Here is a 24510-nt window from a genome sequence, read left to right as displayed (position 1 = left end):
AGTTCCTAACAGGAACTCACTAGAACCCGGGGGTTGTCAATGCGCGGTTACTGGCGGCGGATAGGGGAGTTGCCCGGGTGGCTGAAGGCGGTGATGGCCGGGCAGTTGGTCAGCTCGGCCGGGTCGCTGGCGTGGATCTACCTGACGCTCTATCTGGTGCAGGACCGCGGTCTGTCGGCGCAACGGGCCGGCCTGGCGGCTTCGGCGTACGGCGTGGGGCTGTTGTTCGGCAACCTCAGCGGTGGCTGGGTCGGTGACCGTTTCGGCCTGCGTACTGCTGCTGTGGGCAGTCAGCTCGCCTGGGCGGCAGCGTGTCTCGCGATGCCTGTAGTGCCGACGGTGGCGCTCCCTGCGCTGGCAGCGGTCGCCGGACTGTGTGGCGGCGCCAGTAGGCCCAACCTGAGCGGTCTGGTCGCGACAGCGCTCCCCGCTGAACGGCGTCGCGAGGGGATCGCACTGTCGCGTTCGGCGAGCAATGCCGGCTTCACGATCGGCCCTCCGCTCGGCGGCCTGCTGGCGGCGTACGACTTCTCCCTGGTCTTCGTGATCGACGCCGTGAGCAGTCTGGTGCTGGCAGCCGTGGTGTGGCGGTATGTGCCAGCGGGCGTGCGCACGGCGACCGCTGTGGTTTCTGGCGTGTGGAGAGCGCTCCTGCGCGACCGATCCGTGCTGGTGCTGCTAGGGGCGATCGTGGTGGTCGACACGGTGTACCGGCAGCTCTACGCCACCGTGCCGCTGCTACTGCACGACGCCGGCTCGCCTGCGGTGGCGTACGGCGTACTGATCGGTCTGAGCTCAGTGATCATCGTCGTACTCGAGGCGCCGCTCGCTGTTCACCTCCGCGGCCATCACGCGCTGCGGGTGATCGCTGTCGGGGTCGTGCTCGTCGGGCTCGGCTATGCGGCGCTGGGTGTCTGGCCGGTGCTCGGTGGCGCTGTCGTCGCGGCTGCGTTCATCACAGCGGGGGAGATGCTCTACAAGCCGACAGCAACCGCGCATGTCGCAGACGCTGCGCCGGAAGGCATGGTCGGCCGCTTCTCCAGCCTGTACGCCGCTGCTTCCATCAGCGGCATGTTCCTGGCACCCGCCATCGGCGGCACCGTCTACGAACACGCCCCTCGGGTCCTCTACCCGGCAGCCGCTCTGCTCGCTCTGGGTGCCGGTGCGGTCCTCTACACGCGCCGAGACCCCGCAGTACTGTCCAGTCCAGCTCAGCTGTCCAATGGCGGCCAGCCGAAGGCCACGTAGTACGGGCTGTCAGTCGGGCAGGGGAGCGGGGCGGGCTTCCCAGCGGGTGGAGAGGACGACCGTGGTGCGGGTGCGGACCACGCCGTTGACGCGGCGCAGGCTGCCGACCACCGCCTCCAACTGCGTCACGTCCGGCACCCGGACCTTCACCACCAGCTCCTGGTCGCCCGCCACGAACCAGCAGTCCTCGACCGCCTCGATCTGCCGCACGCCTTCGACGATGTCGTCGGTCTCCACGTCGTCGCGCTGGAACAGCCCGATCAGCGCGCTCGTCCCCAGCCCGACCTGGTCCGGCGCCACGACGGCCCGGTAGCCGAGCAGTACGCCGCGGTCCTCCAGCCGTTTCACCCGCTCCTGGACGCTCGGCCCGGACAGGCCGACGACCCGCCCGAGCTCGGCCCAGCTCGACCGCCCGTTCGCCCGCAGTGCCTCGACCAGCTGCCGATCGATCGCATCCATCCTGGGTTACTCCTTCGTTCACCGCAGATTCGTAGGGAGATCAAGCGATCTGCCTTTAATTCGTTTGTGTAACGACACTGCATATCGTACAATTTGAAGTGTCGGAGTCAGTCGCTCCGACACCGTCCACAGACCTTGCGAAGGAATCATGATCACCCCTGAAGTTGCCCGTGCCCACATCGACGAGATGCACCGTGTCGCCGCCATGCACCAGCGTGCGGCCGCCGCGCCGTCCGCATGGCGCAGGCTGCTGACCCGTTACATCCGGCACAGCTGACCCACCACCCGCGCGACCGGCAGGCCCGGCGCCCTTCCGAGGGCCGCCACTGGCCACCGGTCGCGTTCCTGTCGGTGGGCAGGAGATAGGCTTCGCCTCATGCTTACGTTGCTCCTGCCGCAGTTGGCGGCTGTCGAAGAGGCCGCCGGCGAGGCGTCGCACATCTCGCCCTGGTGGTACGGCGGGTTCGCCCTGTTCGTGCTGGTCGCGCTGCTGGCCGTCACGGTGATCATGGGCAAGGGCCGGCCGCACAGCTGAGCGGCTGAACACGATGGCGGACTCCGTGGTACGGCCCGGCCGGCGCATCGGCGTGATGGGCGGTACCTTCGACCCCATCCACCACGGCCACCTGGTGGCAGCGAGCGAAGTACAGGCGTACTTCGACCTGGACGAGGTGATCTTCGTCCCGACTGGTCAACCGTGGCAGAAGTCGGATCGCGAGGTCTCGCCCGCCGAGGACCGGTACCTGATGACGGTGATCGCCACCGCCTCCAACCCGCGCTTCACGGTCAGCCGGGTCGACATCGACCGGCCCGGCCCGACGTACACGATCGACACCCTGCGCGACCTGTCCGGGCTGTTCCCCGACGCCGAGCTGTTCTTCATCACCGGTGCCGACGCGCTCGCCCAGATCCTCACCTGGCGGGACGTGGACGAGATGTTCAAACTCGCCCGGTTCGTCGGCTGTACCCGGCCCGGGACGGAATCGCTGGAGCTCCCACTCGACCAGCTCCCGCCCGACCGGGTCACCCTGCTCGAAGTACCGGCCCTGGCCATCTCGTCCACCGAGTGCCGCCGGCGCGTCGCCAAAGGCAACCCGACCTGGTACCTCGTACCCGACGGGATCGTCCAGTACATCGCCAAGCGCGACCTCTACATCAACCATCAGTAAGGAACAAATGCCTGCCACCGAACGCGTCGTCGAGCTGCTCACCGCAGCAGCCGAGGCGGCCCACGACAAGAAGGCCGAGAACGTTCTCGCGTTCGACGTCTCCGAGCAGCTCGCCATCACCGACGCGTTCCTGGTCGCCTCGGCGTCCAACGACCGCCAGGTCCGCGCGATCGTCGACGCGATCGAGGAGAAGCTCCGGGTCGACTTCGACGCCAAACCGGTACGCCGCGAAGGCGCCCGCGAGGGCCGCTGGGTGCTGCTGGACTACCTCGAGGTCGTGATCCACGTCCAGCACGACGAGGAGCGCAACTTTTACTCCCTCGAGCGGCTGTGGCGCGACTGCCCGCTGATCCCGATCCCCGGCCCCGACGGCAAGATCCCCGAGCCCGCGCCGGTCCTGCCGCGCTCGGGCGAGGAAGACGCTCCTTCTGCCACGGACGGCTCGGCTTCGGACGCCTCCGCTTCTGAGGTCTCCGCCGACGCTCACCTCGCTGCGCCCTCGGCTCCGGCCGAATGAGCGCGGGCCGGCTGATCGTCTGGCGGCACGGCCGGACCGAATGGAACCTGCAGGACAAGATCCAGGGCCAGGCCGACATCCCACTGGACGATGTCGGCCTCGCCCAGGCCCGCGCCGCCGCCCTGCGCCTCGCCTCGCTCGCGCCCACGCGCCTGTTCTCCAGCGACCTCCAGCGCGCAGCCGCCACCGCAGGTGAACTCGCCGCCCTCACCGGCCTGAAGGTCGAGTACGACGAGGCTCTCCGCGAGATCAACGTCGACGACTGGGCCGGCATGACGATGGAAGAGCTGGCCGCCCTTCACCCCGAAGCCGCCGCCCGCATCCGCTCCGGCGAACCCCAACGCCGAGGCACCGCCGGCGAAACCGTCGAAGAGGTAGCCGCCCGCTTCGCCCCGGCCCTCCAACGCGCCGTAGAACACGCGGAACCCTCCGACACCGTCGTAGTAGCCACCCACGGCCTGGCGGCCCGCGTAGGCATCTGCCTCTTCCTAGGCATCCCCCAAGCCAACTGGCCCGCCTTCGGCGGCCTCTCCAACTGCAACTGGGTCTCCCTCCTCCCCGGCCGAGCCGGCTGGCGCATCGAGGAATGGAACGCCGGCTCCCTCCCCGAACCAGTCATGAGCGACGACCCCCAACGCTGAACCCCCTCTCCCGCACCCCGCAAGCCCGGTCCTCCACGCCTCACTCAAGGGCAACCACCCACCCGCCCACCCCGATTTTTCTTTCACACCAGCTGTCAGTTAGACTTTCGCAGTCGCAAGAACGCAAGGGGCTTTGGCGCAGTTGGTAGCGCGCTTCCATGGCATGGAAGAGGTCAGGGGTTCGAATCCCCTAAGCTCCACCGCAGGTCAGAGGCCCTTTCCCGGTTGGGAAAGGGCCTCTGATATTTGACCCGGGAGGCTAATCGGGAGGCTACGGCTTCTCGTTGGCCTCCCCGTCGCCCTGGCTGGGGAAGATTTCATCCATCTTCGTTGCGCCTTCCGTGAGCACCGGTCGCAGCTCGTGTCGGTAGACCTTCTCCGTCACGGTCGTGCTGGCGTGCCCGACCAACCGCGAGATGTCTTCGATCCGGACACCCTTGCTCGACAGCAGCGAGACGAAGCTGTGCCGTAGTTCGCGGGGCGTCCACTTCGTTGGGTCGAGTCCTGCTTCCCTGACGACCTTTCGGAACGCGCGACGCACGTTCGCAGCATCGAGTTCAGTGCCGATCTCGGTGGCGAAGACCAGGTCGTGGTGCTGCCAGCGGCTTCCGGCTGCCTGCCGCCGAACGTCTTGCCGTTCTCTGTGAGCCTTCAGCGCGTCCACGCACCGTACGGCCAACTCCAGCGTCCGACGGGACTTGAACGTCTTGGTGTCGCCGCCCTCTCGTACTGAGCGCCATACCCGGATCGACGGCGGTACAGGAGGCTCCGCGTTCGGCCGGCCATCGAGGTCCAGGTTGGCCCAGGTCAGTGCCCGCAGCTCCTCGGTTCGGGCGCCGGTCTGGATGGAGACGACGATGTAGGCGTGCAGCGGTGATGCTGCGGCGGCCTCTAGCAGCGCTTGCGCTTGGCCGACAGTAAGTGATTTCGACGGTCTGCCGCCTACGCCGTTGGGGATCTCGCAGAGCATCACCACGTTGCGGTGCACCTTCTCTCTCGCTTGGGCTCGTGTGATCGATCGACGAAGGATGGAGTGGAGGCGGCGGAGAGTGTCCGTGCTGAGGCTCTTGGCCTTCTCGCCAAGCCATTCGTCAACCTCGTCGGCGGACAGCTCCTGAAGCCTCTGCGTGCCAATGGCGTGGGGTATGACGTGCTTGTTCGCCAGGCTGCGCAGATTCTTGACCGTTCTGGGATGCCGCTTGTGCAGGCCGAAGTCGAACCAGTCGTTGACGGCCTCCTTGACGGTGTAGTCCTTGGCCGCGAGTGCTGCACGGTCCTGCGCCTGCTTCAGCTTCTCCTTGAGCTTCTCTTTGGCTTCGGTCTTGGTCGTGGCACTCGCTGTGAGCCGGGGACGCTTTGCATTGCCCACGGGAGGGCCCAGGTAGACAACCGCGATGTAACGCTTCTTGCTGGCATCCCAGTGGATTCCGCCGTCGCCCTGGCTACGCCGCTGCGGCACTACCGCCCTCCTTCGCTTCCATCTTCAGCAGGTTGACGTACTCGGTGATGGCTTCAGCCGGGACCCGACGGCTCCGACCCTCGGAGACGGTTTGGAGGCGGCCCATACGGATGAGCTCGTAGACCTGGCTGCGGCTGTAGTTCAGCAGGACAACGGCTTCAGAGACGGTGTAGAGAGCGCGGGTCGGCACCAGCGGCGACACGTTGGAGTCGGTCATGCGAGATAGCTCCTCTGGGCAGCGATGTGGGCTGACAGAACTGACAGAACTGACAAAACCTCTGGTGTCATCAGTCCCTCCCTGTGGTTGCGAGGACCTGTGGGTGTACGTCGTAGGTGGTGGAGGCGGGACGTCCTCCCTTGCTGTTCTTCTCCTTGGCCTTGGGCCTGATGTGGCCGTGGTCGGTGAGGAGGTCCAGGCCGGGGTCGAGGTCGGTAGCGATGGCGAAGCGGTTGCTTTGGAGGCCGCGTAGGGCGTCGCGGCGGGCGAAGGTGTCGCGGCCGGTTCGTGCGCAGTGCTTGGTGATCCAGGCGAGGATCTGGCGTGCGTCTTCCAGCGCGGGGTGGGTTTGGCCCATGAGGTCGTAGACGGTGAGTGCGTGGTCGAGGTAGTAGCGGCCGATGCGTTGGGCGTTGTGCATGGTGTCGGCGGTGATGGGGGTGGCGTAGCCGGTGGTGAAGGTGTGGGCGAGGTGGAGCAGGGCGGCCAGCCGGACGACGGCACCGGCGAGCTTGGATGCCCAGTCGGTGATGGCGGCGAGTTGGCCGGTCTGCGGGTGCAGCCTTGGTTCGATCCAGTCTTGGAAGTCGAGCAGGACTTGCCGAGCCTCGGGGGTGAGGACGAGTTGGTGCGGGGTGTCGTGGCCGTCGAGCACCAGGACGAGGGTGCGCAGGGCGTCTGCGTAGGTGGTCTCGATCTCTTCGGGGACGGCTTGGGCGAGGTTGTTGCGCTGTCCAACGGTGTTGGTGGGCAGGCTGTAGAGGATCCGTGCGAGGACGCCTCGGTCACGGAAGCCGGATTGTGCGGCGAGTCCTTGCAGGGTGCCGGGTTGGGTGGTGACTCCGAGCGTCATGGCGGGACGCTCGATCGTTTCGGACTCGCGGCCTTTGCGATCGACCTGGATCTTGTCGCCGGCGTGGCCTTTGAGGAACACACCGAGGTTGGGTGCGGCTGAGTAGCGGGTGCCGGTGAGGGTGGCGAACACGTCACCTTCGGCCGACAGGACCGCGATCCGCCCGCCGTGCGCGGCCATCAACGAGACACACGACTCCGGGGTCACGTCGTCGGTCATCAGCCGGGGCAGGTCAGGCACCGTGATCGCGGCGGCTTCCTTCGCGGCGGCGGTGGCGTCGGCGAGTGCTTCTTGCGGGTTGGCGGTGAGGACTTCGGCCTTCTTGGCGAGTTGTTCGGCGCGGGCGTGAGCGACGCGGGCGGCCAGCTCGGCTTCTACGCGTGCTTCTGCTGCTATCTCCCGCAGCGCGTCTTCAGCGGCGGACAGAGGTGCGGTCATGACCTTGAACACCGGCGACTTGCGCGAACCGGGCGACAAGGCGGTGACGGTGTAGAGGTTGACCTGTTCGATCCAGGACCGATCGACCTGGACCAGTACCTTGCCGCCGGCTGCCGTGGACAGGCAGGCGAGCGCGACTGATCCGGCGAGGTCCATCGGTGTCTGGGTGGCTTCGGCGACCGCGGTGACCTGGTCGGCCAGCCAGCCGGGGAAGACCTCGACCGGGAACGGTCGGAGGAGCCGGTTGGTCTTCAGTGGCACGGGGTCGCCGTCCCATTGCACGGCGTCGGCTTCGCTGTGGCCGGCGGGCACGACGACGGCCGGGAACTCGCCCGATCGATCGTGATGCAATGGTGTGTATGAGGTTTTGTCGTTGGTTCTGATCGGTGTCGGCGGTGTGGGTTCGTAGGGGTCTTCGGGTGGCTCGGTGAGCGGTGGGAGCCAGTCGGGGAGGTGTTCGGCGGCGGTCATGCTGCGATCCCTTCTGCCTTGAACGCTCCGGTGATGGCGGCTCGGATCTCGCGGTCGGTCTGCTCGGCTCGGTGGCCTGCGTCGGTCAGTACGGTGACGGCGTCGGCGTGGTCGATCGCACCGGCCAGGATCAGCCGTGCGACGCCTCTGGCGGCTCCGTAGAGGGTGGTGCGGCGTTTGCCTTCGGGGGCGTTGTCCACGGCGGCCAGGTGGGCGGCGAGGAGCTTGTCGGGGTGGGAGATGCCCCGCGCCTTCCACGTGGCCGGTAGAGGCTTCTGCGGGGTGCTGACGGGCGTTGGGGGCTCGCAGGCGTCGAGCAGTCCGGCGGGGGGCATCTCCACGTCAGTGGCGGTCTGGCCCCATGTGTAGGGGCGGTGGGTGCGGTGGTGGATCGACGGGGGCAGGACGAGGTAGCCACCGTCGGCCTTGATGTCGATGCCGGGCCGGTTCGGCATCGGCCGCGACATCAGGTAGCCGCCGGGGTGGCGGTAGTACAGGTGCAGGCCACCACTGCCGGTGTGCACGTGCAGGGTGCGCGGCACGAGTTCGGCGTCCATCAGGTCGGCGAGGCTGTCGTTGCCTCCATGGGCGGGGTCGACATCGATGCCGAGCAGGCCGGAGACCGCGCCGGTACGGACAGCGAGCTGTCCGGCCGGTACGGCGGCGACGATCGCGGCGACGCGGGCAGGGTCGGTGGTGGCGGCGTGGAATCCGTGGCAGGTCAGGTGATCGCAGCTTGCCGGGTCATGTGCGTCGAGCGGGCAGGCGTCGCAGTTGGCTACGGGTCGCTTGGAGCGTCCGAGCACGAACACGGGCCAGCCGTGCTCGGCAGCGTTCAGGGCGGCGGTCAGCAGATCTGACACGGGAAGGGTCCTCCTCGAGTAGCTTTCGTCAGGCGGCGGTGGTCCAGGCGGCGGCGTCGATGCACTCGACGCATCGGCCGTCCGAGGTGGGGATGCAGTAGTCACGGACCTGCCCACACAGCCCGCAGGTGCGGCGAGCTTGCATGGCCTTGTCCAAGGCGTTGAGCTGGTCGGGTGACGGTGTCCGCGACGGCCGGGCGAGGTCGAGCCGGTACAGCCAGGCCCAGCGCTGTCCGTTGCGCCACACGAGCACCGCGTAGGGCTCTTGGCCGCCCGGACACATCCGCATCGCACGGAGCTGGCGGCGGGTGGCGAGCCCGCCGGGCGCCCACTTGAACTTGAACACTGGTGTGCCGTTCAGCTCCCAGCCGAGAGCGAATTTGCCGTTCCACAGTTCGATGTGGCGCGACGCGGCCGGGTGCAGGCTCGCCTTGTCCATCAGCCGCGCGGCCATCAGAAGTGCCACCAGCGGCGGCGGGTCTCGGCCCGGTCGAGCCGGTCGCGGGCGTCGAGGGCTTCGGCGGTCTCGTTGTTGGTGGAGTAGGAGGTGAACTCCTCCAGCGCGGCCCGGTACTCCTGTGCGGGCGTCAGCGCCTCGGTCTGGTCGGTGGTCTTCTTGCAACGCTTGCGGGGTGCGGTGGCCATGATGTGCGGGTCTCCTGAGGGTTGGTCGGGTCAGTGCTTGCGGGAGGCTTTGCGGGCGGCGCGGTGGTCGAGCAGGACGGTGCCGACGCGACGCCGACGGCCGGTGCCTTTGCAGCGGCGGCAGTTGCGGAACGCCTTGCCGCGCGGGGCGCGGGACTTGCCCGAACCGGCGCACTTGGTGCAGTTGGCGAAGGGGAAGATCCAGCAGCCGAGCAGGTAGAGCGCGACGGCGGCCAGGCCGGTGCCGATCCAGACGGCGACGCGCTGGTTGTGGGTCATCGGCTGGTTGCTGGTGACGACGCTGGCGGGCAGGACGGTCGAGGCGAACAGGAACAGCAGATGATTCGCGGGCACCACAGTCAGTCACCTTCTGTAGTCAGTTCTGGGCGTGAGAGGTAGAGGCGAGGACCGGAGGCCGGGTCGTCGCCGGGGATTCTGGGGTTGGGTTAGCTGCCGGTGATCGGGTTAGGTTCCTCACTCAGCGAGTGAGATCGACTGAACATGGCTCTGACCTGCGATTAGTTACCGAGTGAGGCGAGTTAACCGGGGTCGGAAACGGGCTGGTCAGGCCGCACTGAGCGGGGTTTCCGGCCCCGGACTCGGAGCTAACTGGCGATCGGTTCGCCGTCGAATTCGGTGCCGTCGGCCGCGCCGGCGTCGCGGTCCCGCAGCACGATGGCGTTACGGACGGTAGCAGGATTGAGGGGGAACTTGTTTCCGGTCGAGGGGACCTTGATGCCGTGATCGGCGGCCAGGATCTTGACCAGGGCCTTGCCGGACAGGGTCTGGTAGGGCGTCCAGGTCGGGGCGAGGTCGCGCAGCAGGGCGGGCACGTCGGCGATCGGTACCGGGTCGTTGCCGAGAACCTCGTCCAGGTCGGCGAGCAGGTCGCGGGTCTCGATCTCCGGTCGCCTCAGCTCGCCGGGCGCGGGTAGCTCGCGCTTCTTGATCGCGGCCAGAGCACGGTCGATGATGGGCGTGATCTGGTCGTTGCCCTCGGCCCCATCCAGGAAGTACCACTGCAACGTCTCGAACTTCGCGGCGGTGAAGCCCTTCACGATCGCCGTACCACGGTTCTCACCGGGGATCAGGTCGGTTGCCCGCACCCCCTGCTTGTACGCGCCCTGTCCCAGCAAGCCATCGTTCGCGACGTAGTCCTGTACGTAGAACGCGACGTTGTTGGTGCAGTTGCGGGTGACATCCTTCGGCAGGGACGTGGCGGTCGGAGCCTGAGTAGAGACCCGGAAATGCATGCCACGCTTGCGTCCGAGCTTGACCAGCGCGACGGCGTACTTGCAGATCTCCTCGCCGTACTCCTCGTGCTGGAAGGCCACGTGGGCCTCTTCCAGCAGACCGACCAGCGGGTGCAGGCCGACGTTCTTGTCCGCGAGCTCGCGAGTGACCTGCTCGACTTCGTAGACCTTCAGCAGGTCGCCGCGACGGCCCATCTCCTCGAACATTTCCTTGAGGTCGTCGCGAATCTGACGAATCGACTCGTCATCGGCACCCATGACGTAGCGCGAACAACGTCGCTTAAACCGCTCGAAATCGAAGTTCTGATCAGGCACCCAGATCCGCATCTCAACAGTCGGGTCCAGCGCGCAGCCGGCCACGAACGTCTTCGACGCCGACGACTTGCCCTGACCCGGCGCACCACCCACGATCGAGTTACGGCCCATCACCGGTTCACGCAGCTCGTCACCGCGCAGCGACTTGCCCGCCGGGACACCCTTGAACACGTCCACAAGCCCCTCGGACAACAGCGGATACGCGCCAGGACCACCCACGAGCGCGCCCTTGTCGGCGATCCACAGATCCAAGATCCCGGCCTCATCGCCGGTGGTCGGCCAGACCTCCGAGCCAGCGCGGTGCAGGCTGGTCGCCAGAGCAACGCGACGCTTAGAGATCTCGGCTGCGGGCACACCGCCAGGCAGCCGGATAAGCGCGTGAGTGCCCCGTCCCTGCTGCCGCGCCGGGGTGATGAACTGCAGCTTGTAGCCCTCCTTCAGGTAGCGGGTGATGTTCGGGATGCGCAGCGAGTCCAACGCGCGCGCGATCGTCGTTTCATCGATGTCGAGATCCCACTCGTTCTCGCCGGTCGTGACGAGCCAGTTCGGCGGCGCCGCACGGCGCTTACCCTCGCGGTACATGGCCAACACCAGCAGGAACGGCGCGGCGATCAGGAACAGCCCCCACACGAACGACACCGCAGCGATCACGAAGCCGATCACCGCGAAGAACCCCAGCCAGACGCCGGTGAACGATCCGTTGCCGGTGAGCTTGGTGAGCACCGCGATCACGAACACCGCCAGCGGGATACCGATGAGCGTCGCGGCGAGCACCTTGACCAGGCCGATGAACAGCCGGGGCAGGTCCATCAGCCGCTTGTGGCGGCGTTCGGTGGCCATCTCCTTGCGGTCGGCCCACTCCTTCAGCGCCTCGCGGTCACCGGCCGCCTCGGCAGCCTTCATCTGACGCCGATACATACCGAAGGTGGAGGCGTCGTAGGCGCGCTTGGCGAACGACTCCGCGCCCTGCACCACCGTCCAGGTGTGCCGCAAGGTCGCCTTGCCAACCTTCACGGTCGGCTCGTGGGACCTGACCGCGACCGCCGCCGACTTCGCAACCCGTGCGGGTGCCATCGCACGTCGCACGACCAGCGCGCCGCGAGACTCCAACCGGCGGTCGAGTTCGGCCGACTCCTCATCGGTCAGCACCTCTCCTTCGATCACGTCGCCATCGCTGTCGTGAACGTCTTCGGTGTCCACCCGCTCCGCATCGCCGTGAACGATGGGCTGAGCGTCGTCATGAATGTCGTCGTGAACGGTGTCCTGAACGGTCTCGTCGTACAGCCGGTGAACGTTGTCGGTTTCGTCGTTGGGCATGGTCAGCATCCCTTCACGTCGATCAGCAGGACGCGGGGCGTGATGCCCTCGGCGGCCAGGCCGATGAGGTCGCAGGTGGAGTGGTTCGGTGAGGTCCATTCGGCGTCGGGCTCGGCGGCGTGGGAGGCTGCCGCGATGGCCCGCGCCGGCCACAGCTCGCAGGCCGCGACGACCATCGCCGCTGCCTCGTCGTAGTCCACGTTCCCGGTCCGGGTCAGCAGGTAGAGCTTGAGCGCCAACGGGTTTTCTCCTGCCAGGGTTGACATTGCGATGCCGAAGTTCATGCCGCCACCTCCTCGCTGTGGAGTACCGCACGCATGCGACCGCCGACCCACTGGCCGATAGCGGGGGTGACGGCGTTGCCGTAGCCGTCCACCTGGTCGCGGGCAGATCCCCATACGACGTAGGTGCCTTGGTGGTCGCCGAAGGTCACGTCGAAGCCGCACCCCCGGCCGACTTCGTGGGTGGCCATCATGCGGAAGTAGCAGTCTTCGAGCGTCAGATCTGCGAGAGCCTCACGCCACTCAGCGATCAGCAGCGCGGTGGTGTCGCGGGACGTCAGCGAGCCGAGCGGGTCGGTGACCGGGTGCGGTGCGGTCTCGGTGCCGGTGGACCCGTTCTGCTTGTACCAGCCGGAGAACAACACCCCGGGAACCTGCTCGGACGTGACAGTCGGCATCGCCTCGCCGTGGATCGTCGGGGTGGTGTGTTTGCGGAACGGGACGACACCACTCGACAGCAGCGCCATGGTCTCCGAGCCGCCCTGGGTCGGCAGCGGCTCACCGGCACCGCGTGCCGTGCCCTGGAAGTTGTCCACGGCCAGTGCACCGGTAGACAGGATCGCGGTCTCCTGCTGACTGGTCTGGGTGGACATCGGCTGCCACGGGTGCTTCTCGCTGCCATGGTTCGCCTTGGCGGGCATCAGCACTGCGGGGAAGTCGCCGAACCGGCGGCGGCACCGCTCGGCCCGCGCCATCGTGGAGGCGGCCATCGGTCCGGTCGAGCCGTCCTTGAACGTCCGGATCGGCTTGTCCCCGATGCGGGTCCCGAGGTTGGACAGGTCGAGCGCGTCCAGCGACGGCGTGAACGGCGGCACAATCGGGCGACGGCACGACGGGCACCGGTACTCGTACTGCTTGCCGTAGCAGACCGACCCGGTGGGCGGGATGCCGGTCTTCCAGGTCCAGACGGCCTCAACGATCGTCTCGCAGCCGTCGCACCAGGTCGGCGGCCGGTGCTCAAGGTCCGGCGCCGGGAGGTACGCCTTGGAGAAGGCCCAGAAGCCGCGGTTGCGGGACTGCCCGACCCCGAAGAACATCGAGTTCAGGAACAGCACCTGGCACCGGTAGCCGAGAAGCTCGAACTGCTTCAGCCACCAACGGTAGGTCGAGCCGTCGCCGACCTTCCGCTTACCAGGAACGAGGTTGCCCCACGACTGCAGCTCGGTCGTGCACTCCACGAGGATCAGCCGGGGGTGGTGCATCGCGGCGTAGTGCAGGACACAGTTGGCCGTGGCCCGGTCGCGCTCTGACTTGGTGACCCGTTCGTCGTAGTCAGGGTCTTCCAGGTCGAACAGGGTCAGGCCCTGGTCGTAAGCCTTCATCGTGTTTGCGGGGGAGTGGTTCACGCAGGAGACGCCGGCGGTGAGCAGGTCGGCGGCCGGGAGGTCTCGTACGTCGTGGTAGTCGGACGATTCGGGGTTGGCCAGGTCGGCGATGAAGTGCTCGGTCGTGGGGTGGTTCGCCTCGTGCACCTCGACCTTGTAGGGGTTGTGGTTCGCGGCGGTGATCACGTCGAACCCGGCGTGCTCGATGCCCTGCGTCAGGCCACCGAACCCCGAGAACAGGTCCAGGGCGGTGAGGGTGTCGTGACGGAACCGGCGACGGCGGACAGCCGGACGGTGCGCGGCGGTACGGGTGCGCTTGGTCGCCATCATCGGCCGTTCTCCTTGTCTGTGTTGGCGTTCTGGCGCTTGGCGGCGATGAACTGGCCCATCTCCGTCAGGTAGGACATCGGGACCGCGCCCAGCTCCAAGGCGCGGCACCGAATCGAGTCGGTGACGTCGTAGTGCTCGCTCGGCTTACCCGCGTCCTGAAGCCACTCGGGCCTCAGCCCGAGTCGGGCAGCGAACGCGGCCAGTTCGTCGGGGTGGTCGGCGACCAGGTGCGACCAGCGGGCCACCGTCCGGCCGACCCGCGCGCGGCGGCGCATGTCGTCCACGTAGACGGTCATCAGGCAGCCGTCCTCTCGATCGAGGACACCGCAGCGGTAGCGAGCTGGTCGCGCACACCGGCCGCGACCTTGGCCGACAGCCCGGCAGAGCAACCGGTCGTCTTGCGTGCCCATGCCGGGGTGATCACGTCGGCATCAATGCCCGGCTCGACAGCGGCCAGGGCGTCGGTCACGTAGTCGGACAGGTACTTGCGGCCCGCCTTTGCGGCGGCCTTCTTGCGGGGCTTGCTGGACGGCTTACGCGGCGTCTTGGCGGCGGCGTGGGGAGATGCCTCCCGCGTCGCCTCAGGAGCCGATTCCAGGGCAGCAGGGGGCGGGGGCATCTCCTGCGTAACGACCGGCATCGCGAGCGGCTCAGCGGCCTTGTGCGGGTCAGCCAGGGCAGCGGTTCGCTCGGCCCGCATCACGGCTTCGGTCAGTCGGTCCCGCAGTACCGGCGCGGTCTCGGCAGCGCAGAGGATCAACACTGGCGGGATCGCATGCAGCACGATCCCGGCGGCGTCGAGCTTGAGGAACGATGACCAGGTGTTCATCGCGAAGGTCGCAGCGAACGCGAATAGCTTCGTTGCGGTGATCCACTTGCTGATCTTCGGGACCTGATACCGGGCGGTGATCTGCTCCGCCCGCAGGACCGCGATCAGGACCAGCGACACCATCGGGTCGAGCAGCCAGGCGGCGAGCCAGGGCAGCGACACCAGCGTCGCGCCGCGTGCCGCGAACGCCTGAACGTTCACCATCGTGAAGGCCAGACCGAGCAGGATCCCGACCCACATCAACACGTCCACCTGCGTACGGACCGACTCCACTCGCAGAGCCACCACGTCGGGGTGGGTGGACAGCGCCCGTACCTGCGACGCCTCGGCCGCCTGCGATCGCAGCCGGTCCACGCCGGTCGGCTTGTTGCTGGTAGCAACCTCAGTCGTGGTCATCGCCGAATCTCCGATCCGGTCAGGGCGGTGCAGGCGTCGGACAGGAACGCGGTCAGCACCCACAACTCGCCGTAGGCGGTCGCGGCCTCGGCCGACACCGCACCGGGACGCATCGAGGTCAAGTCGCCCGACAGCACGAACTGCGACAGGTGCTCGAACTGGGCAACTAGCTCGTTGCCCACGTGGCCGCTGGTCTCGACTCCGAGCCGTTCGGCGTAGGCGCCGGCCAGGTCCAGCGGAGCAGCGTCCGGCTTCGGCGCGGCGGCAGCGTGGCGCTTCACGCGGCACCGTCCGCGACTGCCTGATCGGCGGTCAGTTCGCGGCCGACGGTCAGGACGCGGCGCTGTGCGCGGCGAACCCGGCGGCGGTCCAGCGCCGACGCGGCCGGACCAGCGGTGATGTAGGCAATTTCGGCGTCCAGCAGAGCGAGCTCGGCCTCGATCAGCGGCCACTCACGCTCGATCGAGGCCAGATCCTGAGCCGACGGGCCGTCGCCGTCACCGGCGGGAAGGTGGATGATGTTCACGGGTAGTGCTCCTCTACGCGAATGGATTAGTGCGACCCAGACGCCTCGGCGGTTGCACCCGCCGGGGCGTCGCTCTGTCGGCTCAGAAGCAAGGTTCTGTACAGCGCCGACGCTGTACAGCTTTACAGCAATCGCGCTGTATTGCAACACTGGTGTAGTCGGCATGTCTCAACCGTGCCGTCGATGGGACTCGTGATGAACTGACCACTAGTACGGGTAGTTGACGGTCGATCAGGCGCGGAAGGCGGTGCTAACCCGGATGGGTCGAGGGCAAACCCTGACTGGCTCGCAGGGTTCCGGCGAAACGCCTGAACTTGGCGTCGTTTCTGGCTACCTGTTCAAGCTCATGCGCGGCTCTCTTGGCTGTACGCAGGTGGACCTGGCTGAGCGCCTCAGCGTGGACGACAACACGATCCAAGGATGGGAGAGCGGGCGTCGGCCGCTGTCTGCATTGCGCGCCGCTGACCTGACCCGCCTGTGTCAGCGGCTCACGGTGATGGGTGTGCCAGCTGTCGCGACATCGCTACTGCCCTCGGCTGTGGAGGCGGATGCCTTTCTGACGACTGCCGTCCGAGCTGGCGCCGCACCTCTGCCCCTGTGGGATAATCCGCTCGCGAGCAGCGTCCATCGGCGCAGCTTTGTGGGGCTGGTGACCTGGCCGTTCACGGGGATAATTCCCGGGCCGGTTAGGCACCTGCCTCTGCCGAAGGCGCGCGGTCCAGTGGCCGATCGTCCTCAGCTGTCAAAGGCTATGCAACAAAGCTTCTTCGATCAGATGCTTACATCGGCGGAAATGGCCGGAAATACGACGACGCTGCTCAGGCGACAGGCTACCTACATGTTGGCATTTGATGAGCGAGAAGAATCTGCGCAGTGGTTGACCAGGGAACATAGGCGAACTGCGGCGCGTTCTATTGATGAACGGGATTTGCCGTCAGGCATTCTCAGTCGGACTGCGTCCTTGGCTATCGCGCGTCAGGGTGACCTGGAGCCAGTTCGACATTTCATTCAAGGGACGCTAGCGAGCGATAATCAGACGCTTGCGAGCCTCACCTACTGGGCATACTGGCTAGGGGAGATTCCCGATACGTTCGCAGATGATGGTGAAATGGTGGAGTTGGGTGCGCGGTCCTGGTCGGGCAGGCGGCTTATAGAACACCTGATTACTCATCTGCATGATCCGCGTAATGCGGAGATGAATATTCATAGCCTCCTGTGTCTTGTGATGGCGAGAAAGGAGCTTCTTGAGTCCGACTCGGAGCTACGACAGAGGACTTTGGCTGCAATTGAGCAGGCCGATGCAGGTGAGTTGGGAAGACATGCTAGGCAAGAACTGGCCAATCTACGCTTTGCGACACAGCTCGCTGGGCGAAACTGAGGGAGTAGCGGAATGAGTGACGAGAAAAGCCAGAAGGAAGCCGCTGCTATTGCCGCCTTCGCCTTCGAGATGGGCGTATTGAAGCGTCAGCGACGGTCCGGATGGTGGCACGCCGGCGTCCGCGATCCTGAGTCGATTGCCGAGCACAGCCTCCGAGTTGCTCAGCTCGCTGGCCTGATTGCAGCGGCCGAGGGCGGCGACCCCGCCAAGGCCGCCTACATGGGTCTTTGGCATGACTCGCAAGAGACGAGAATCGGCGATATCCCGCACAGTGCGCGGCCGTACGTGGAAGCCAAGGGAAATGTGGAGATCACGGTTGACCAGGTAGCGGGCATGGCTGAACCACTGGCCAATTCGGTACTGAAAGCAGTTGAGGAGTATGAAGCGAAGGAATCGTTAGAGGCGATCTGTGCTCGGGATGCTGACAAGCTCGAATGTCTGATTCAGGCGGTCGAGTATCGGGACCTTGGTGTTCAGCGAGTCCAGAGCTGGATCGATTCGTCACGCGCAGCACTGAAGACCGAGACCGCGAAGCGGGTGGCGGATGTGGCTCTGGAGATCTCACCTCTGAGCTGGCGGGAGAAGTGACCCAATGACAGACAAGGGCACCGAGGGCCTGCCCTCGGACTGGTGGATGACTGATGACGTGGCGACCTTTCTAGGTGTGTCGGCGTCAACGGTCCGGGCCTACGTCACACGAGACCAGATCCCTGCCCCCGATCGGATGTTCGGCCGGTCGCCTGGCTGGAAGCCGCGCACCATCCAGACCTGGCACGCGGCCAGGCCGCGTAAGTCCCGACCTGAGTCGCCACGCGTCTGAAGCGCCGCTGACAGAACTGACAGAACCTCCCTTCGGCGGGGTTTTGTCGGTTCTGTCAGTTCTGTCAGCCCCCGCGCGGCTGGCCGAGCCCCGGATTGCGGAGACCCGGCGCTTGCCTTAGGTTCGAATAGATATTCGAATCGGGAGGTTTCTGTGCGGTACGCCTGTGTATGGGATGCCGAGGCGCCAGTGCCTCAGCACGGCTACGGCGTGCGGGACGAAGCCAGTCGGGAGTGGGTGGTTCAGCGCCTCGCGGGGGAGGCGGCGAGCTGGTATGCAGCGGTGCTGAACCTGCGCTACGACGAGAACGGCGAACGGCCCAACAGTCGCGCGTGGTATCGCAGCCCGGCTCAGCATGTCGAGCGACGTATCACGCCGACTCGATTCGAGGTCGCCTTGCTGCATATGTGGGTCGGCGAACCTGACGGCATCTACGGGTATGTGAGCCTCCTGGAACGCGACCCGCGCGGAGGTGGCCGTTGGGTGCCGGCGGCCGCACTCAGGCTGCTGTTGCCGGATGAGGTCACCGCCTTCCAGGCCGACTAGGCGAACCAGGTGGCGCGGCGGTCGCTCCTCCTGCCAGGTCCTAACAAAGCCGTTCAAGGCGCGCCTTCGGCGCGGCCAAGAGAAGCTGGCAGTGCACCCGACTAGGCTCAGCCTGAGGCCAGCTCTTCGGACTGAGTTCTAGTGGGTGTTGATGGTGGGTAAGAACATACTGGTTGTCGGCCAGCCGCGAGTTGGCTTTTTGGCTGATGGCCGCGCTGACACGCCCTATATCGCTGCACAGCTCATCAAGACTGACGATGGTGACATCGAGATCTCTATTCCCTGGGTCCACGGTGAGGAATCCCATCCGCAGCGAGACTGGTTCGGCGCTGCAACGTTCGTCGACGCAGACGGCCCCCGGGCTTCGAGCGATCCACCTGACGCCTTTGAGTTTCATGACCACAATGGTTCGGTGGTTCTGGTCGGCTGTCGCGTTCGAACATGGAATGCGGTCTGGCCGAGCGGCGTTGGCGTAGGGATTCTAGCAAGTGACTATGCCGTGCTTGGCGCGCGAGGCACGGCTCGTTACTCGCGACTTAACGGCCTTCGATCTCAGGTCGAAGGTTTGGGTGCCTGGGTCGGGCTACACAGTCTCGATGCGGAGCAAAAGTACTCGCCAGACGGTCGCCTTGAGTCAGCCTCCCTGCACTTGAAGGCTCCTGATTCAATCAGAATTTCCAAATCAATGAATCTAACGATTCGACCCTCTTATCTTTATGGCAGTGGCGAACATCCCGACGAAACGACAATCAGTGAGCGAATGCTTGTCGAGACTCAGGTGAAAAATGCCCGTGAGTGGCGTGATCATCTGGCACAGCATGAAGCGGTCAGAGACCTTGTGAGGATAGCGGCCTGGCGGCGATTTACCTTTCAGGGCCACCAGGCGACCCGGAATGATGATCCAGCGCGCACGCTTGATGGTAAAGCGCATGGTCAACTGTGGTATCCGGTGGAGACCTCGCTTACCAAGATTGCAGCACCATTGACAATAGGTGGTGGACCACTATTCTTGTTCCATTTCGATGATGTGGGTAGTCGGGGCGTCGCACGATGGCTTGGGCTCAGAGATCGCATGGCTCGCGCAATTGACCCGATACTCAGCCTGCTCGATCTGCAGGGAGCCCCAGTCTCGACACATGTTGCACAGTTGGGCATTGGCCTGGAGGCCTTGGGTTTTCTGCTGGCACTTGAAAAAGGCGTCAGTGAGAGCGCCGCAGGAAAGCAGCACTTCTATCAACGGCTCGGCAATATAGCGGACAGTTGTTGTCATCCGCTGCCGGTGGATCGATCCAGTTGGATTAAATCGATGTCCAATCTCTATAACGGTGTGAAGCACGCGAACCGTGAAATGCCAGAGTTCCGTGACCTGGCGGACGGGTATTGGCAATCGATTCTTGTTTTTAGGTGGTGGCTGGCTGGACGTCTCGGAGTGAAGCGGAGGGTTCTCGTCGAGAGACTTACCTGGGACTCCGTCGCTCGACGGGCGCTGCCTGAGTGACTAACTGAGTGACAACCAGACGGAACACGGCGGCACGCCAGGTGAGTGATGATAACTTTGAATGGGACTGATTACAGGCTGTGCCTACTCGACACGAATGCGGTTAGCGAGATGGTCAAGCAGCCTGAGTTACTCGGCAGATTTCTCGCCTGGTCGTGTTCGATAGCGCCGTTCTACATTCCTAGCTTCTCGGCCTTCACGTTGCTTGAGTTGCGTCGCGACGCGGACATCTACCGGAAGTTTATTGAACAATTTAGTCCGCTCCCATGCATCCTGCTGAAGAGTCACGAGCAGCTTTTGCAAGAAGAGGTTCGGTGCTATCCAGATGCTAGCCGTGTCGAACCCTGCCTGACGGGCTTCGTCGGCCAACTCGGCTCAGATGGCGTCCAGCTAGGTCAAGCGCTCACTATTGGATTCAGCACGGAGTCGATTCTTGAGCAGGAGCGCCACTGGAATAGCGTCCAAGATGAAATCGTCGATGGCATCAGTTCTCTCATCCCCAACTTTCCGGCCGCGGGTGGCGCATATACGTCGTCGGAACTGCGCCTCTTCCTGCAGATCGCTGGGCTCCAGCAGCTCGGGTGGCGTGCTCACGACTTTGCCCAGGGGATGATGCTCAATGAAACTGTAGTGGACATCGACGCCTTCCCCATCTTTGAAGGCAAGTCTGTATACCATTTTCCACAAATTCTATGCGGATTCCTCACGGCGGGCGATTCGGTCAGACGCATTCGACATCATTATCTTCTCGGCTACGCCGTACGTTGATGCGATCATCACGGAGAACCATCAAGCTGAGGTTCTGCGCAAGACGAAGCGTCGTGACGACTTCATCGAGGACCTTGTTGTCCATACGCTGAGAGATCTCCGGAGGTTTCCTCCCGTCACGGGCTGGCCGATATGAGCCAACGATTCCCACTTACCCTGGTGTGCTGAGGGCTGACAGGATGAGCGAATGAGCGACGCCGCTGACGACAAGCACAAGCTAGCAGTCGAGGCTGCTAATCCTGCGCCGCAGCACCCACAGGAACTGGAGGACAATCCCGAGGCCGTACGTCGCACGCTACGGCAGATGGACACGATGGATGCATTGCGGGAAATTGCCGAAGAGGGCCCTGCCGACCGGCAGGGCCAGGCCGAACTGGCTCGGGAGCTGGAGGCCGACTACGGCCCCATACATCACGACCCTCAGGACGAGTCAGACGATTGACGCCGGCGGGGGCATCTCTCTGCTACGAGCACGAAACGGGCCTAGGTCCCATCGCCCGGAGGCTTCGAACCTGGGTAGGCAAAGGTCGACAGATTTACAGAGCAGAGAGAGGAGCCCGCCCGTCTGCGGAAACACTGCATAGGTCCGAAGCGGTGGCACGCATGTGACACACACACCTCTGCGACTGGATCAGGAGATGCCCCCGGCCAGCAGCGGCGGGCATCTCTCCCCTGCGCCGAACCTCAGGGCGAGACCATCGCCGTTCCGGATCTGTAAGCTCGCCGAGGTGAACTACGAATGGATGCGTGAGCGTCTTGAGACCTTCGAGAAAGTTCTCTTGGCCTATGACAACCGTGACCTTCGAGCGGATAGCTCCAAGGAGATAGGCGCCGCGATCTCCACCACCCTGCCAACGATCCGTCAGATCGTAAAGCAATTGGATCCCGCCCTTCCCCCGCGCATCACTGAACCTCAGGCGTACGTGGGTGTACACCCGACTCTGCGCGCTGTCCGCGAGGCGCTCGGCATCCTCCGAGATCAAGAGCTGTGGGCACTCAATCTAGCGCCAGAAGCACCATCGCTAGTTGCGGATCAGTTCCATCCGCATGTCTGGCCCGCTGCCTCTGCCTTATGGGACACGGGTCAGTACCGTGTCGCGGTTGGCCAGGCCGCGGTTTCGCTATCGGCTCACATCGCCCAGAAGGCTGCATCCCCCCTGACTGAACGCGAGCTTGTCGCCCAACTGTTCTCGCCAGCGGAACCAACGGGCCATCAGGTGCGGCTTCATTACCCCGGCGACAGGACCTCGAAGACCTGGCGGTCTCGGCAGGAAGGTTTGCACCTCCTCGCACAGGGCGCGTTCGCGGGTATCCGAAACGTCGCCACACACACGGACGACGAATGGACAGAACAGGTCGGCCTTGAGCACGTGGCCGTCTTGTCGGTGGTCGCTAGATGGGCCGACGAGACCGAGGTTGTTCGGCCGTAAACAGCACCCGACTCGGCGCCGCCGATACCTGCACCTAGGTCATCGACGGCCGTTCACAGCGCCTTCGACTCGAGGGCATCGAACACAGTTCGGCACCAGGACTACCTTTGGTATTGGTTCGATCTCGACTTGAGTTCACCCGAGCCCTAGGGTGAGCCGATGGAGATTGTTCGTGTCGGATTTAGAACCCTGCGCTCCCTCTACGACGTCGCCTGCGACTTGGACCACTTCACCGTCATTACTGGCCCAAACGGTTCAGGCAAAACGAATCTCGTGAGTGCGATCAACCTTGTCGGCGAGATTTACCGCCACGGCTTGGAGATTGCCGTGAGTCGGGCTGGCGGATACGACAACCTCGCGCATCGGCGTAGCAGGCGGGCAACTCGGCCTATCAGTATCGAAGTCGTAGCAAAGCTGACCGCCGGCGAATTCGGCTTTACCGAGACAGAGTCGCGCGGAACAACCGTACCCAGAGATATGGAGTTTGAGATTTCACACTCCTTCTCTTTCAAGACTTCCAGCCAATCCGTCCTGGCTGACTACGCGGTCGTCGAAGAGACAATCACTATAACCAATGAAGACCGCTTGTGGTTGATAGTTTTCAGGGACGGACAAGGGCGTGTTAGCTACGACTATTCACCCCCCTCCCGGTTTAGACGGGACGAGGCAGTGAGCCGGATGTTTCGCCCATTCAGCAGTGACCGCGCAATCAAAAATATTGTGGAGCGCGAAACGCCTAGCAGCTCACTAATCTTCGATGCGCCATTATATCTATCGGGCATACTACGAATATTCATCAGCAGACTAGCGCGGATGCGGATCTTCCAGATATCACCATCAAGCGTCAGGGCGCCCGGCGTTGCGACCCCAAACTCGGAACTTGAACGCTATGGAGAAAACCTGCCTGGAGCGTCCGTATGGATGAAGCAGAAGGACCCACGAGCATGGGCGCAAGTTGAGAACTTAATGCGCTCAATTTTCCCCGCCCTGGAATCAATAGATATCGCCTACACCGAGGATAGGCGCCTGGTTCTCCAGTTCAAGGAACGAGATGTTCAACGCAATTGGAGTAGCAGCGACCTGTCGGATGGAACCATGCAGGCGTTAGCCTTGTTTGTCGCGCTTTATGATCGCCGAACTCCTCTACTCGTTATCGAGGAACCTGAGAACTCCGTTCACCCGTGGATACTCAGACAGTTCATCGACCTTTGCCGTGAGGCGCCAAAGCAGATTGTCCTCACCACGCATTCGCCAGTATTGCTTGATTATGTGTCGCCGAATTGCATCCGCCTGATGACGATAGGCAGCGGACGCAGCTCGCTGCGGAGACTGTTGGACTACGCGCCGCAAGTGAGGGACTTGATCAAGGAAGGCGAGATGACGGCCTTCGACGTCTACGACAGCGGCCTAATACCCGATGCCATGCCTCTGGGCTTCGGACCCAGCACGGACGAAGATGAGTAGGAGCAAACGCCTCGCCGTAATCACGGAAGGCGACAGCGAATATGGCAGTCTCGCTTATCTATATCCCCAACTGAGGGCGCGTACTGGGAATATATTCTTGAGTCCGCTTAGACTCTCGGTCACACCAGACGCTCACCCGAGAATCATCATCCGCGAGTGCAGGAAATTGCTGATGATCGCTAAGAATGTGAAGCGCGCCGACCTCGCTCTAGTATTACTGGATAGAGAACAGAAGGACGATTGCCCTGGTGCGATCGCCACCGCTCTTCAAATCGTCCTGCAGAATTCTGGCGCAATACTTGACACCCATTTCATACTTAAAGACCGCGCGTTCGAGAACTGGCTTATCGCAGATCTCGACGCGCTGAAGGCCCAACCTGCACGGTTCGACGTTACACAAGCACACCGAAGAAAGGTGGAACCGAATCGCGCCGACAAGGTCGACGGCTACAAGCTAATGAACGATATGATGGCCGGGGGATTCACTTACCAGAAGGTGAAAGATAGCGACCGAATATGCCGCAAAATGAGCGTCGCGAGAGCCGCGCTCCACAGCCGAAGCCTGCGGCATTTCCTTCACATGGCTGGAGATGAACAATATTCCATAGACTGCAGACGACCAGCGTCAGTCTAGACGGTGGTAAAGGTCGGATGGGCACGGAATGGACTCCAGGCAGTCATCCGCCAGCGCTGAGCAATGCCCCATTAGCAATCGCCAGGAAGGACCGATTGCCGTGTCGCCCTGGCAGCTTGGTCGGCATGGAAGGCGGCGATTTCGTCCGGCAGCAGTGGCTTGAGGGCGACGGCCAGCACCCAGCGGCCCGCCTTCGCACCGGTCGCGCTCCAGGAGGCTCAGGTACCCGTAGATGCCGTCAGGTTCGCGGACCCACATGTGCAGCAGAGCGACCTCGAATCGACTCGGCTTGATCCGTCGCTCGAGATACCGAGCCGGATCGCGGTACCACGCGCGACTGTCGGGTCGTTCACCGTTCTGGTCGTAGCGCAGATTCAGCACTGCAGATCGCTGGCGGTGTTCGGCAGATGTATGTCTATG

29 protein-coding genes, 1 tRNA gene and 1 pseudogene are annotated in these 24510 nt (G+C 64.3%); 16 read left to right on the top strand and 15 right to left on the bottom strand.

The window, feature by feature from the left end:
- Positions 1-39 precede the first annotated feature (39 nt).
- The gene (locus tag EV138_RS05650; protein WP_238157975.1) at positions 40-1248 is read left to right on the top strand and encodes an MFS transporter; all 1209 of its coding nucleotides are present in this window, start codon (positions 40-42) and stop codon (positions 1246-1248) included.
- 9 nt (positions 1249-1257) lie between these two features.
- Here the strand turns inward: EV138_RS05650 and EV138_RS05645 are convergent, their stop codons facing one another.
- On the bottom strand, positions 1258-1707 hold the full coding sequence (locus tag EV138_RS05645) for an Lrp/AsnC family transcriptional regulator (protein WP_112245803.1): 450 nt from the start codon (positions 1705-1707) through the stop codon (positions 1258-1260).
- 148 nt (positions 1708-1855) lie between these two features.
- On the opposite strand from EV138_RS05645, the gene EV138_RS38370 reads away from it, so the two are divergent.
- The 6 genes and pseudogenes from EV138_RS38370 (at position 1856) to EV138_RS05625 (ending at position 4234) form a co-directional block, all read left to right on the top strand.
- Positions 1856-1984 (top strand): hypothetical protein, encoded by a 129-nt coding sequence (locus EV138_RS38370; protein WP_255513651.1) that lies wholly within the window; start codon positions 1856-1858, stop codon positions 1982-1984.
- Between the two features lie 99 nt (positions 1985-2083).
- Positions 2084-2242 carry a hypothetical protein gene (locus tag EV138_RS37190; protein WP_166678498.1) on the top strand — a complete coding sequence of 53 codons (159 nt, stop codon included), beginning with the start codon at positions 2084-2086 and terminating at the stop codon, positions 2240-2242.
- Between the two features lie 13 nt (positions 2243-2255).
- A complete protein-coding gene (gene nadD, locus EV138_RS05640) occupies positions 2256-2876 on the top strand; it encodes a nicotinate-nucleotide adenylyltransferase (protein ID WP_133977367.1) in 621 nt (206 codons plus the stop codon).
- A 7-nt stretch (positions 2877-2883) separates the two neighbouring features.
- Positions 2884-3243, top strand: a pseudogene (gene rsfS / locus EV138_RS05635) (ribosome silencing factor); the annotation flags it as partial.
- Between the two features lie 146 nt (positions 3244-3389).
- Positions 3390-4034: a histidine phosphatase family protein gene (locus EV138_RS05630; RefSeq protein WP_133977365.1), complete on the top strand. Its 645-nt coding sequence runs from the start codon at positions 3390-3392 to the stop codon at positions 4032-4034.
- A gap of 127 nt (positions 4035-4161) precedes the next feature.
- Positions 4162-4234 (top strand) — tRNA-Ala (locus EV138_RS05625).
- A 71-nt stretch (positions 4235-4305) separates the two neighbouring features.
- Here the strand turns inward: EV138_RS05625 and EV138_RS05620 are convergent.
- The 14 genes from EV138_RS05620 to EV138_RS05555 all read right to left on the bottom strand — a co-directional run bounded on the left by EV138_RS05620 (position 4306) and on the right by EV138_RS05555 (position 15552).
- On the bottom strand, positions 4306-5493 hold the full coding sequence (locus EV138_RS05620) for a tyrosine-type recombinase/integrase (RefSeq protein WP_133977364.1): 1188 nt from the start codon (positions 5491-5493) through the stop codon (positions 4306-4308).
- Positions 5477-5710 carry a helix-turn-helix domain-containing protein gene (locus EV138_RS05615; protein ID WP_133977363.1) on the bottom strand — a complete coding sequence of 78 codons (234 nt, stop codon included), beginning with the start codon at positions 5708-5710 and terminating at the stop codon, positions 5477-5479. The genes EV138_RS05620 and EV138_RS05615 overlap by 17 nt, the downstream gene beginning before the upstream one ends.
- A 70-nt stretch (positions 5711-5780) precedes the next feature.
- On the bottom strand, positions 5781-7472 hold the full coding sequence (locus EV138_RS05610; RefSeq protein ID WP_133977362.1) for a YfjI family protein: 1692 nt from the start codon (positions 7470-7472) through the stop codon (positions 5781-5783).
- The gene (locus tag EV138_RS05605) at positions 7469-8335 is read right to left on the bottom strand and encodes a bifunctional DNA primase/polymerase (RefSeq protein ID WP_133977361.1); all 867 of its coding nucleotides are present in this window, start codon (positions 8333-8335) and stop codon (positions 7469-7471) included. Before EV138_RS05605 ends, EV138_RS05610 begins: the two co-directional genes overlap by 4 nt.
- A gap of 28 nt (positions 8336-8363) precedes the next feature.
- On the bottom strand, positions 8364-8789 hold the full coding sequence (locus tag EV138_RS05600; protein ID WP_238157974.1) for an RRQRL motif-containing zinc-binding protein: 426 nt from the start codon (positions 8787-8789) through the stop codon (positions 8364-8366).
- Positions 8789-8980: a hypothetical protein gene (locus tag EV138_RS05595; protein WP_133977360.1), complete on the bottom strand. Its 192-nt coding sequence runs from the start codon at positions 8978-8980 to the stop codon at positions 8789-8791. The genes EV138_RS05600 and EV138_RS05595 overlap by 1 nt, the downstream gene beginning before the upstream one ends.
- Before the next feature lie 30 nt (positions 8981-9010).
- On the bottom strand, positions 9011-9334 hold the full coding sequence (locus EV138_RS05590; RefSeq protein ID WP_202866625.1) for a DnaJ-like cysteine-rich domain-containing protein: 324 nt from the start codon (positions 9332-9334) through the stop codon (positions 9011-9013).
- A gap of 251 nt (positions 9335-9585) precedes the next feature.
- The gene (locus tag EV138_RS05585; protein WP_238157973.1) at positions 9586-11865 is read right to left on the bottom strand and encodes an SLC5/6 family protein; all 2280 of its coding nucleotides are present in this window, start codon (positions 11863-11865) and stop codon (positions 9586-9588) included.
- 2 nt (positions 11866-11867) lie between these two features.
- Positions 11868-12149, bottom strand: coding sequence for a hypothetical protein (locus EV138_RS05580; protein WP_133977359.1), 282 nt, complete (start codon positions 12147-12149; stop codon positions 11868-11870).
- On the bottom strand, positions 12146-13801 hold the full coding sequence (locus EV138_RS05575) for a DNA cytosine methyltransferase (RefSeq protein ID WP_133977358.1): 1656 nt from the start codon (positions 13799-13801) through the stop codon (positions 12146-12148). The genes EV138_RS05580 and EV138_RS05575 overlap by 4 nt, the downstream gene beginning before the upstream one ends.
- On the bottom strand, positions 13798-14097 hold the full coding sequence (locus EV138_RS05570; RefSeq protein ID WP_133977357.1) for a DUF4031 domain-containing protein: 300 nt from the start codon (positions 14095-14097) through the stop codon (positions 13798-13800). Before EV138_RS05570 ends, EV138_RS05575 begins: the two co-directional genes overlap by 4 nt.
- On the bottom strand, positions 14097-15026 hold the full coding sequence (locus EV138_RS05565) for a hypothetical protein (RefSeq protein ID WP_133977356.1): 930 nt from the start codon (positions 15024-15026) through the stop codon (positions 14097-14099). The genes EV138_RS05570 and EV138_RS05565 overlap by 1 nt, the downstream gene beginning before the upstream one ends.
- Positions 15023-15307 carry a hypothetical protein gene (locus tag EV138_RS05560; RefSeq protein ID WP_133977355.1) on the bottom strand — a complete coding sequence of 95 codons (285 nt, stop codon included), beginning with the start codon at positions 15305-15307 and terminating at the stop codon, positions 15023-15025. Before EV138_RS05560 ends, EV138_RS05565 begins: the two co-directional genes overlap by 4 nt.
- Positions 15304-15552, bottom strand: coding sequence for a DUF6284 family protein (locus tag EV138_RS05555; RefSeq protein WP_133977354.1), 249 nt, complete (start codon positions 15550-15552; stop codon positions 15304-15306). Before EV138_RS05555 ends, EV138_RS05560 begins: the two co-directional genes overlap by 4 nt.
- Positions 15553-15772: 220 nt before the next feature.
- Between EV138_RS05555 and EV138_RS05550 the strand changes: the two genes are divergently transcribed.
- From EV138_RS05550 to EV138_RS05505, 9 genes are all read left to right on the top strand, one after another.
- Positions 15773-16930, top strand: coding sequence for a helix-turn-helix domain-containing protein (locus tag EV138_RS05550; protein ID WP_238157972.1), 1158 nt, complete (start codon positions 15773-15775; stop codon positions 16928-16930).
- A gap of 12 nt (positions 16931-16942) precedes the next feature.
- A complete protein-coding gene (locus EV138_RS05545; protein WP_133977353.1) occupies positions 16943-17518 on the top strand; it encodes an HD domain-containing protein in 576 nt (191 codons plus the stop codon).
- Positions 17519-17960: 442 nt separating this feature from the next.
- On the top strand, positions 17961-18296 hold the full coding sequence (locus tag EV138_RS05535; RefSeq protein WP_133977352.1) for a hypothetical protein: 336 nt from the start codon (positions 17961-17963) through the stop codon (positions 18294-18296).
- Between the two features lie 151 nt (positions 18297-18447).
- Positions 18448-19794: an ApeA N-terminal domain 1-containing protein gene (locus tag EV138_RS05530; RefSeq protein ID WP_133977351.1), complete on the top strand. Its 1347-nt coding sequence runs from the start codon at positions 18448-18450 to the stop codon at positions 19792-19794.
- A 111-nt stretch (positions 19795-19905) separates the two neighbouring features.
- On the top strand, positions 19906-20562 hold the full coding sequence (locus EV138_RS05525) for a hypothetical protein (RefSeq protein WP_133977350.1): 657 nt from the start codon (positions 19906-19908) through the stop codon (positions 20560-20562).
- A gap of 187 nt (positions 20563-20749) precedes the next feature.
- Entirely contained in the window at positions 20750-21004 is a 255-nt protein-coding gene (locus EV138_RS05520; RefSeq protein WP_133977349.1) for a hypothetical protein, read from the top strand.
- A 286-nt stretch (positions 21005-21290) separates the two neighbouring features.
- The gene (locus EV138_RS05515) at positions 21291-21992 is read left to right on the top strand and encodes a TIGR02391 family protein (protein ID WP_166678497.1); all 702 of its coding nucleotides are present in this window, start codon (positions 21291-21293) and stop codon (positions 21990-21992) included.
- Positions 21993-22151: 159 nt separating this feature from the next.
- On the top strand, positions 22152-23456 hold the full coding sequence (locus EV138_RS05510; protein ID WP_133977347.1) for an AAA family ATPase: 1305 nt from the start codon (positions 22152-22154) through the stop codon (positions 23454-23456).
- Positions 23410-24090 carry a DUF4276 family protein gene (locus EV138_RS05505; RefSeq protein ID WP_133977346.1) on the top strand — a complete coding sequence of 227 codons (681 nt, stop codon included), beginning with the start codon at positions 23410-23412 and terminating at the stop codon, positions 24088-24090. Before EV138_RS05510 ends, EV138_RS05505 begins: the two co-directional genes overlap by 47 nt.
- Positions 24091-24510 lie beyond the last annotated feature (420 nt).

It is taken from the genome of Kribbella voronezhensis (assembly GCF_004365175.1).
Lineage (GTDB): Bacteria > Actinomycetota > Actinomycetes > Propionibacteriales > Kribbellaceae > Kribbella > Kribbella voronezhensis.
The sequence above is the reverse complement of the archived record's forward strand: the minus strand, read 5'-3'. Positions and strand labels throughout refer to the sequence as shown.

What these genes read in the sequence shown, in the direction of transcription:
- EV138_RS05645 (WP_112245803.1), bottom strand. Translation starts at nt 1,707, where the DNA reads ATGGATGCGATCGATCGGCAGCTGGTCGAGGCACTGCGGGCGAACGGG.
- EV138_RS05595 (WP_133977360.1), bottom strand. Translation starts at nt 8,980, where the DNA reads ATGGCCACCGCACCCCGCAAGCGTTGCAAGAAGACCACCGACCAGACC.
- nadD (WP_133977367.1), top strand. Translation starts at nt 2,256, where the DNA reads ATGGCGGACTCCGTGGTACGGCCCGGCCGGCGCATCGGCGTGATGGGC.
- EV138_RS05570 (WP_133977357.1), bottom strand. Translation starts at nt 14,097, where the DNA reads ATGACCGTCTACGTGGACGACATGCGCCGCCGCGCGCGGGTCGGCCGG.
- EV138_RS38370 (WP_255513651.1), top strand. Translation starts at nt 1,856, where the DNA reads ATGATCACCCCTGAAGTTGCCCGTGCCCACATCGACGAGATGCACCGT.
- EV138_RS05520 (WP_133977349.1), top strand. Translation starts at nt 20,750, where the DNA reads ATGAGCGACGCCGCTGACGACAAGCACAAGCTAGCAGTCGAGGCTGCT.
- EV138_RS05580 (WP_133977359.1), bottom strand. Translation starts at nt 12,149, where the DNA reads ATGAACTTCGGCATCGCAATGTCAACCCTGGCAGGAGAAAACCCGTTG.
- EV138_RS05510 (WP_133977347.1), top strand. Translation starts at nt 22,152, where the DNA reads ATGGAGATTGTTCGTGTCGGATTTAGAACCCTGCGCTCCCTCTACGAC.
- EV138_RS05530 (WP_133977351.1), top strand. Translation starts at nt 18,448, where the DNA reads ATGGTGGGTAAGAACATACTGGTTGTCGGCCAGCCGCGAGTTGGCTTT.
- EV138_RS05615 (WP_133977363.1), bottom strand. Translation starts at nt 5,710, where the DNA reads ATGACCGACTCCAACGTGTCGCCGCTGGTGCCGACCCGCGCTCTCTAC.
- EV138_RS05575 (WP_133977358.1), bottom strand. Translation starts at nt 13,801, where the DNA reads ATGATGGCGACCAAGCGCACCCGTACCGCCGCGCACCGTCCGGCTGTC.
- EV138_RS37190 (WP_166678498.1), top strand. Translation starts at nt 2,084, where the DNA reads ATGCTTACGTTGCTCCTGCCGCAGTTGGCGGCTGTCGAAGAGGCCGCC.
- EV138_RS05565 (WP_133977356.1), bottom strand. Translation starts at nt 15,026, where the DNA reads ATGACCACGACTGAGGTTGCTACCAGCAACAAGCCGACCGGCGTGGAC.
- EV138_RS05630 (WP_133977365.1), top strand. Translation starts at nt 3,390, where the DNA reads ATGAGCGCGGGCCGGCTGATCGTCTGGCGGCACGGCCGGACCGAATGG.
- EV138_RS05610 (WP_133977362.1), bottom strand. Translation starts at nt 7,472, where the DNA reads ATGACCGCCGCCGAACACCTCCCCGACTGGCTCCCACCGCTCACCGAG.
- EV138_RS05545 (WP_133977353.1), top strand. Translation starts at nt 16,943, where the DNA reads ATGAGTGACGAGAAAAGCCAGAAGGAAGCCGCTGCTATTGCCGCCTTC.
- EV138_RS05650 (WP_238157975.1), top strand. Translation starts at nt 40, where the DNA reads ATGCGCGGTTACTGGCGGCGGATAGGGGAGTTGCCCGGGTGGCTGAAG.
- EV138_RS05525 (WP_133977350.1), top strand. Translation starts at nt 19,906, where the DNA reads ATGGTCAAGCAGCCTGAGTTACTCGGCAGATTTCTCGCCTGGTCGTGT.
- EV138_RS05505 (WP_133977346.1), top strand. Translation starts at nt 23,410, where the DNA reads ATGCCATGCCTCTGGGCTTCGGACCCAGCACGGACGAAGATGAGTAGG.
- EV138_RS05600 (WP_238157974.1), bottom strand. Translation starts at nt 8,789, where the DNA reads ATGGCCGCGCGGCTGATGGACAAGGCGAGCCTGCACCCGGCCGCGTCG.
- EV138_RS05585 (WP_238157973.1), bottom strand. Translation starts at nt 11,865, where the DNA reads ATGCCCAACGACGAAACCGACAACGTTCACCGGCTGTACGACGAGACC.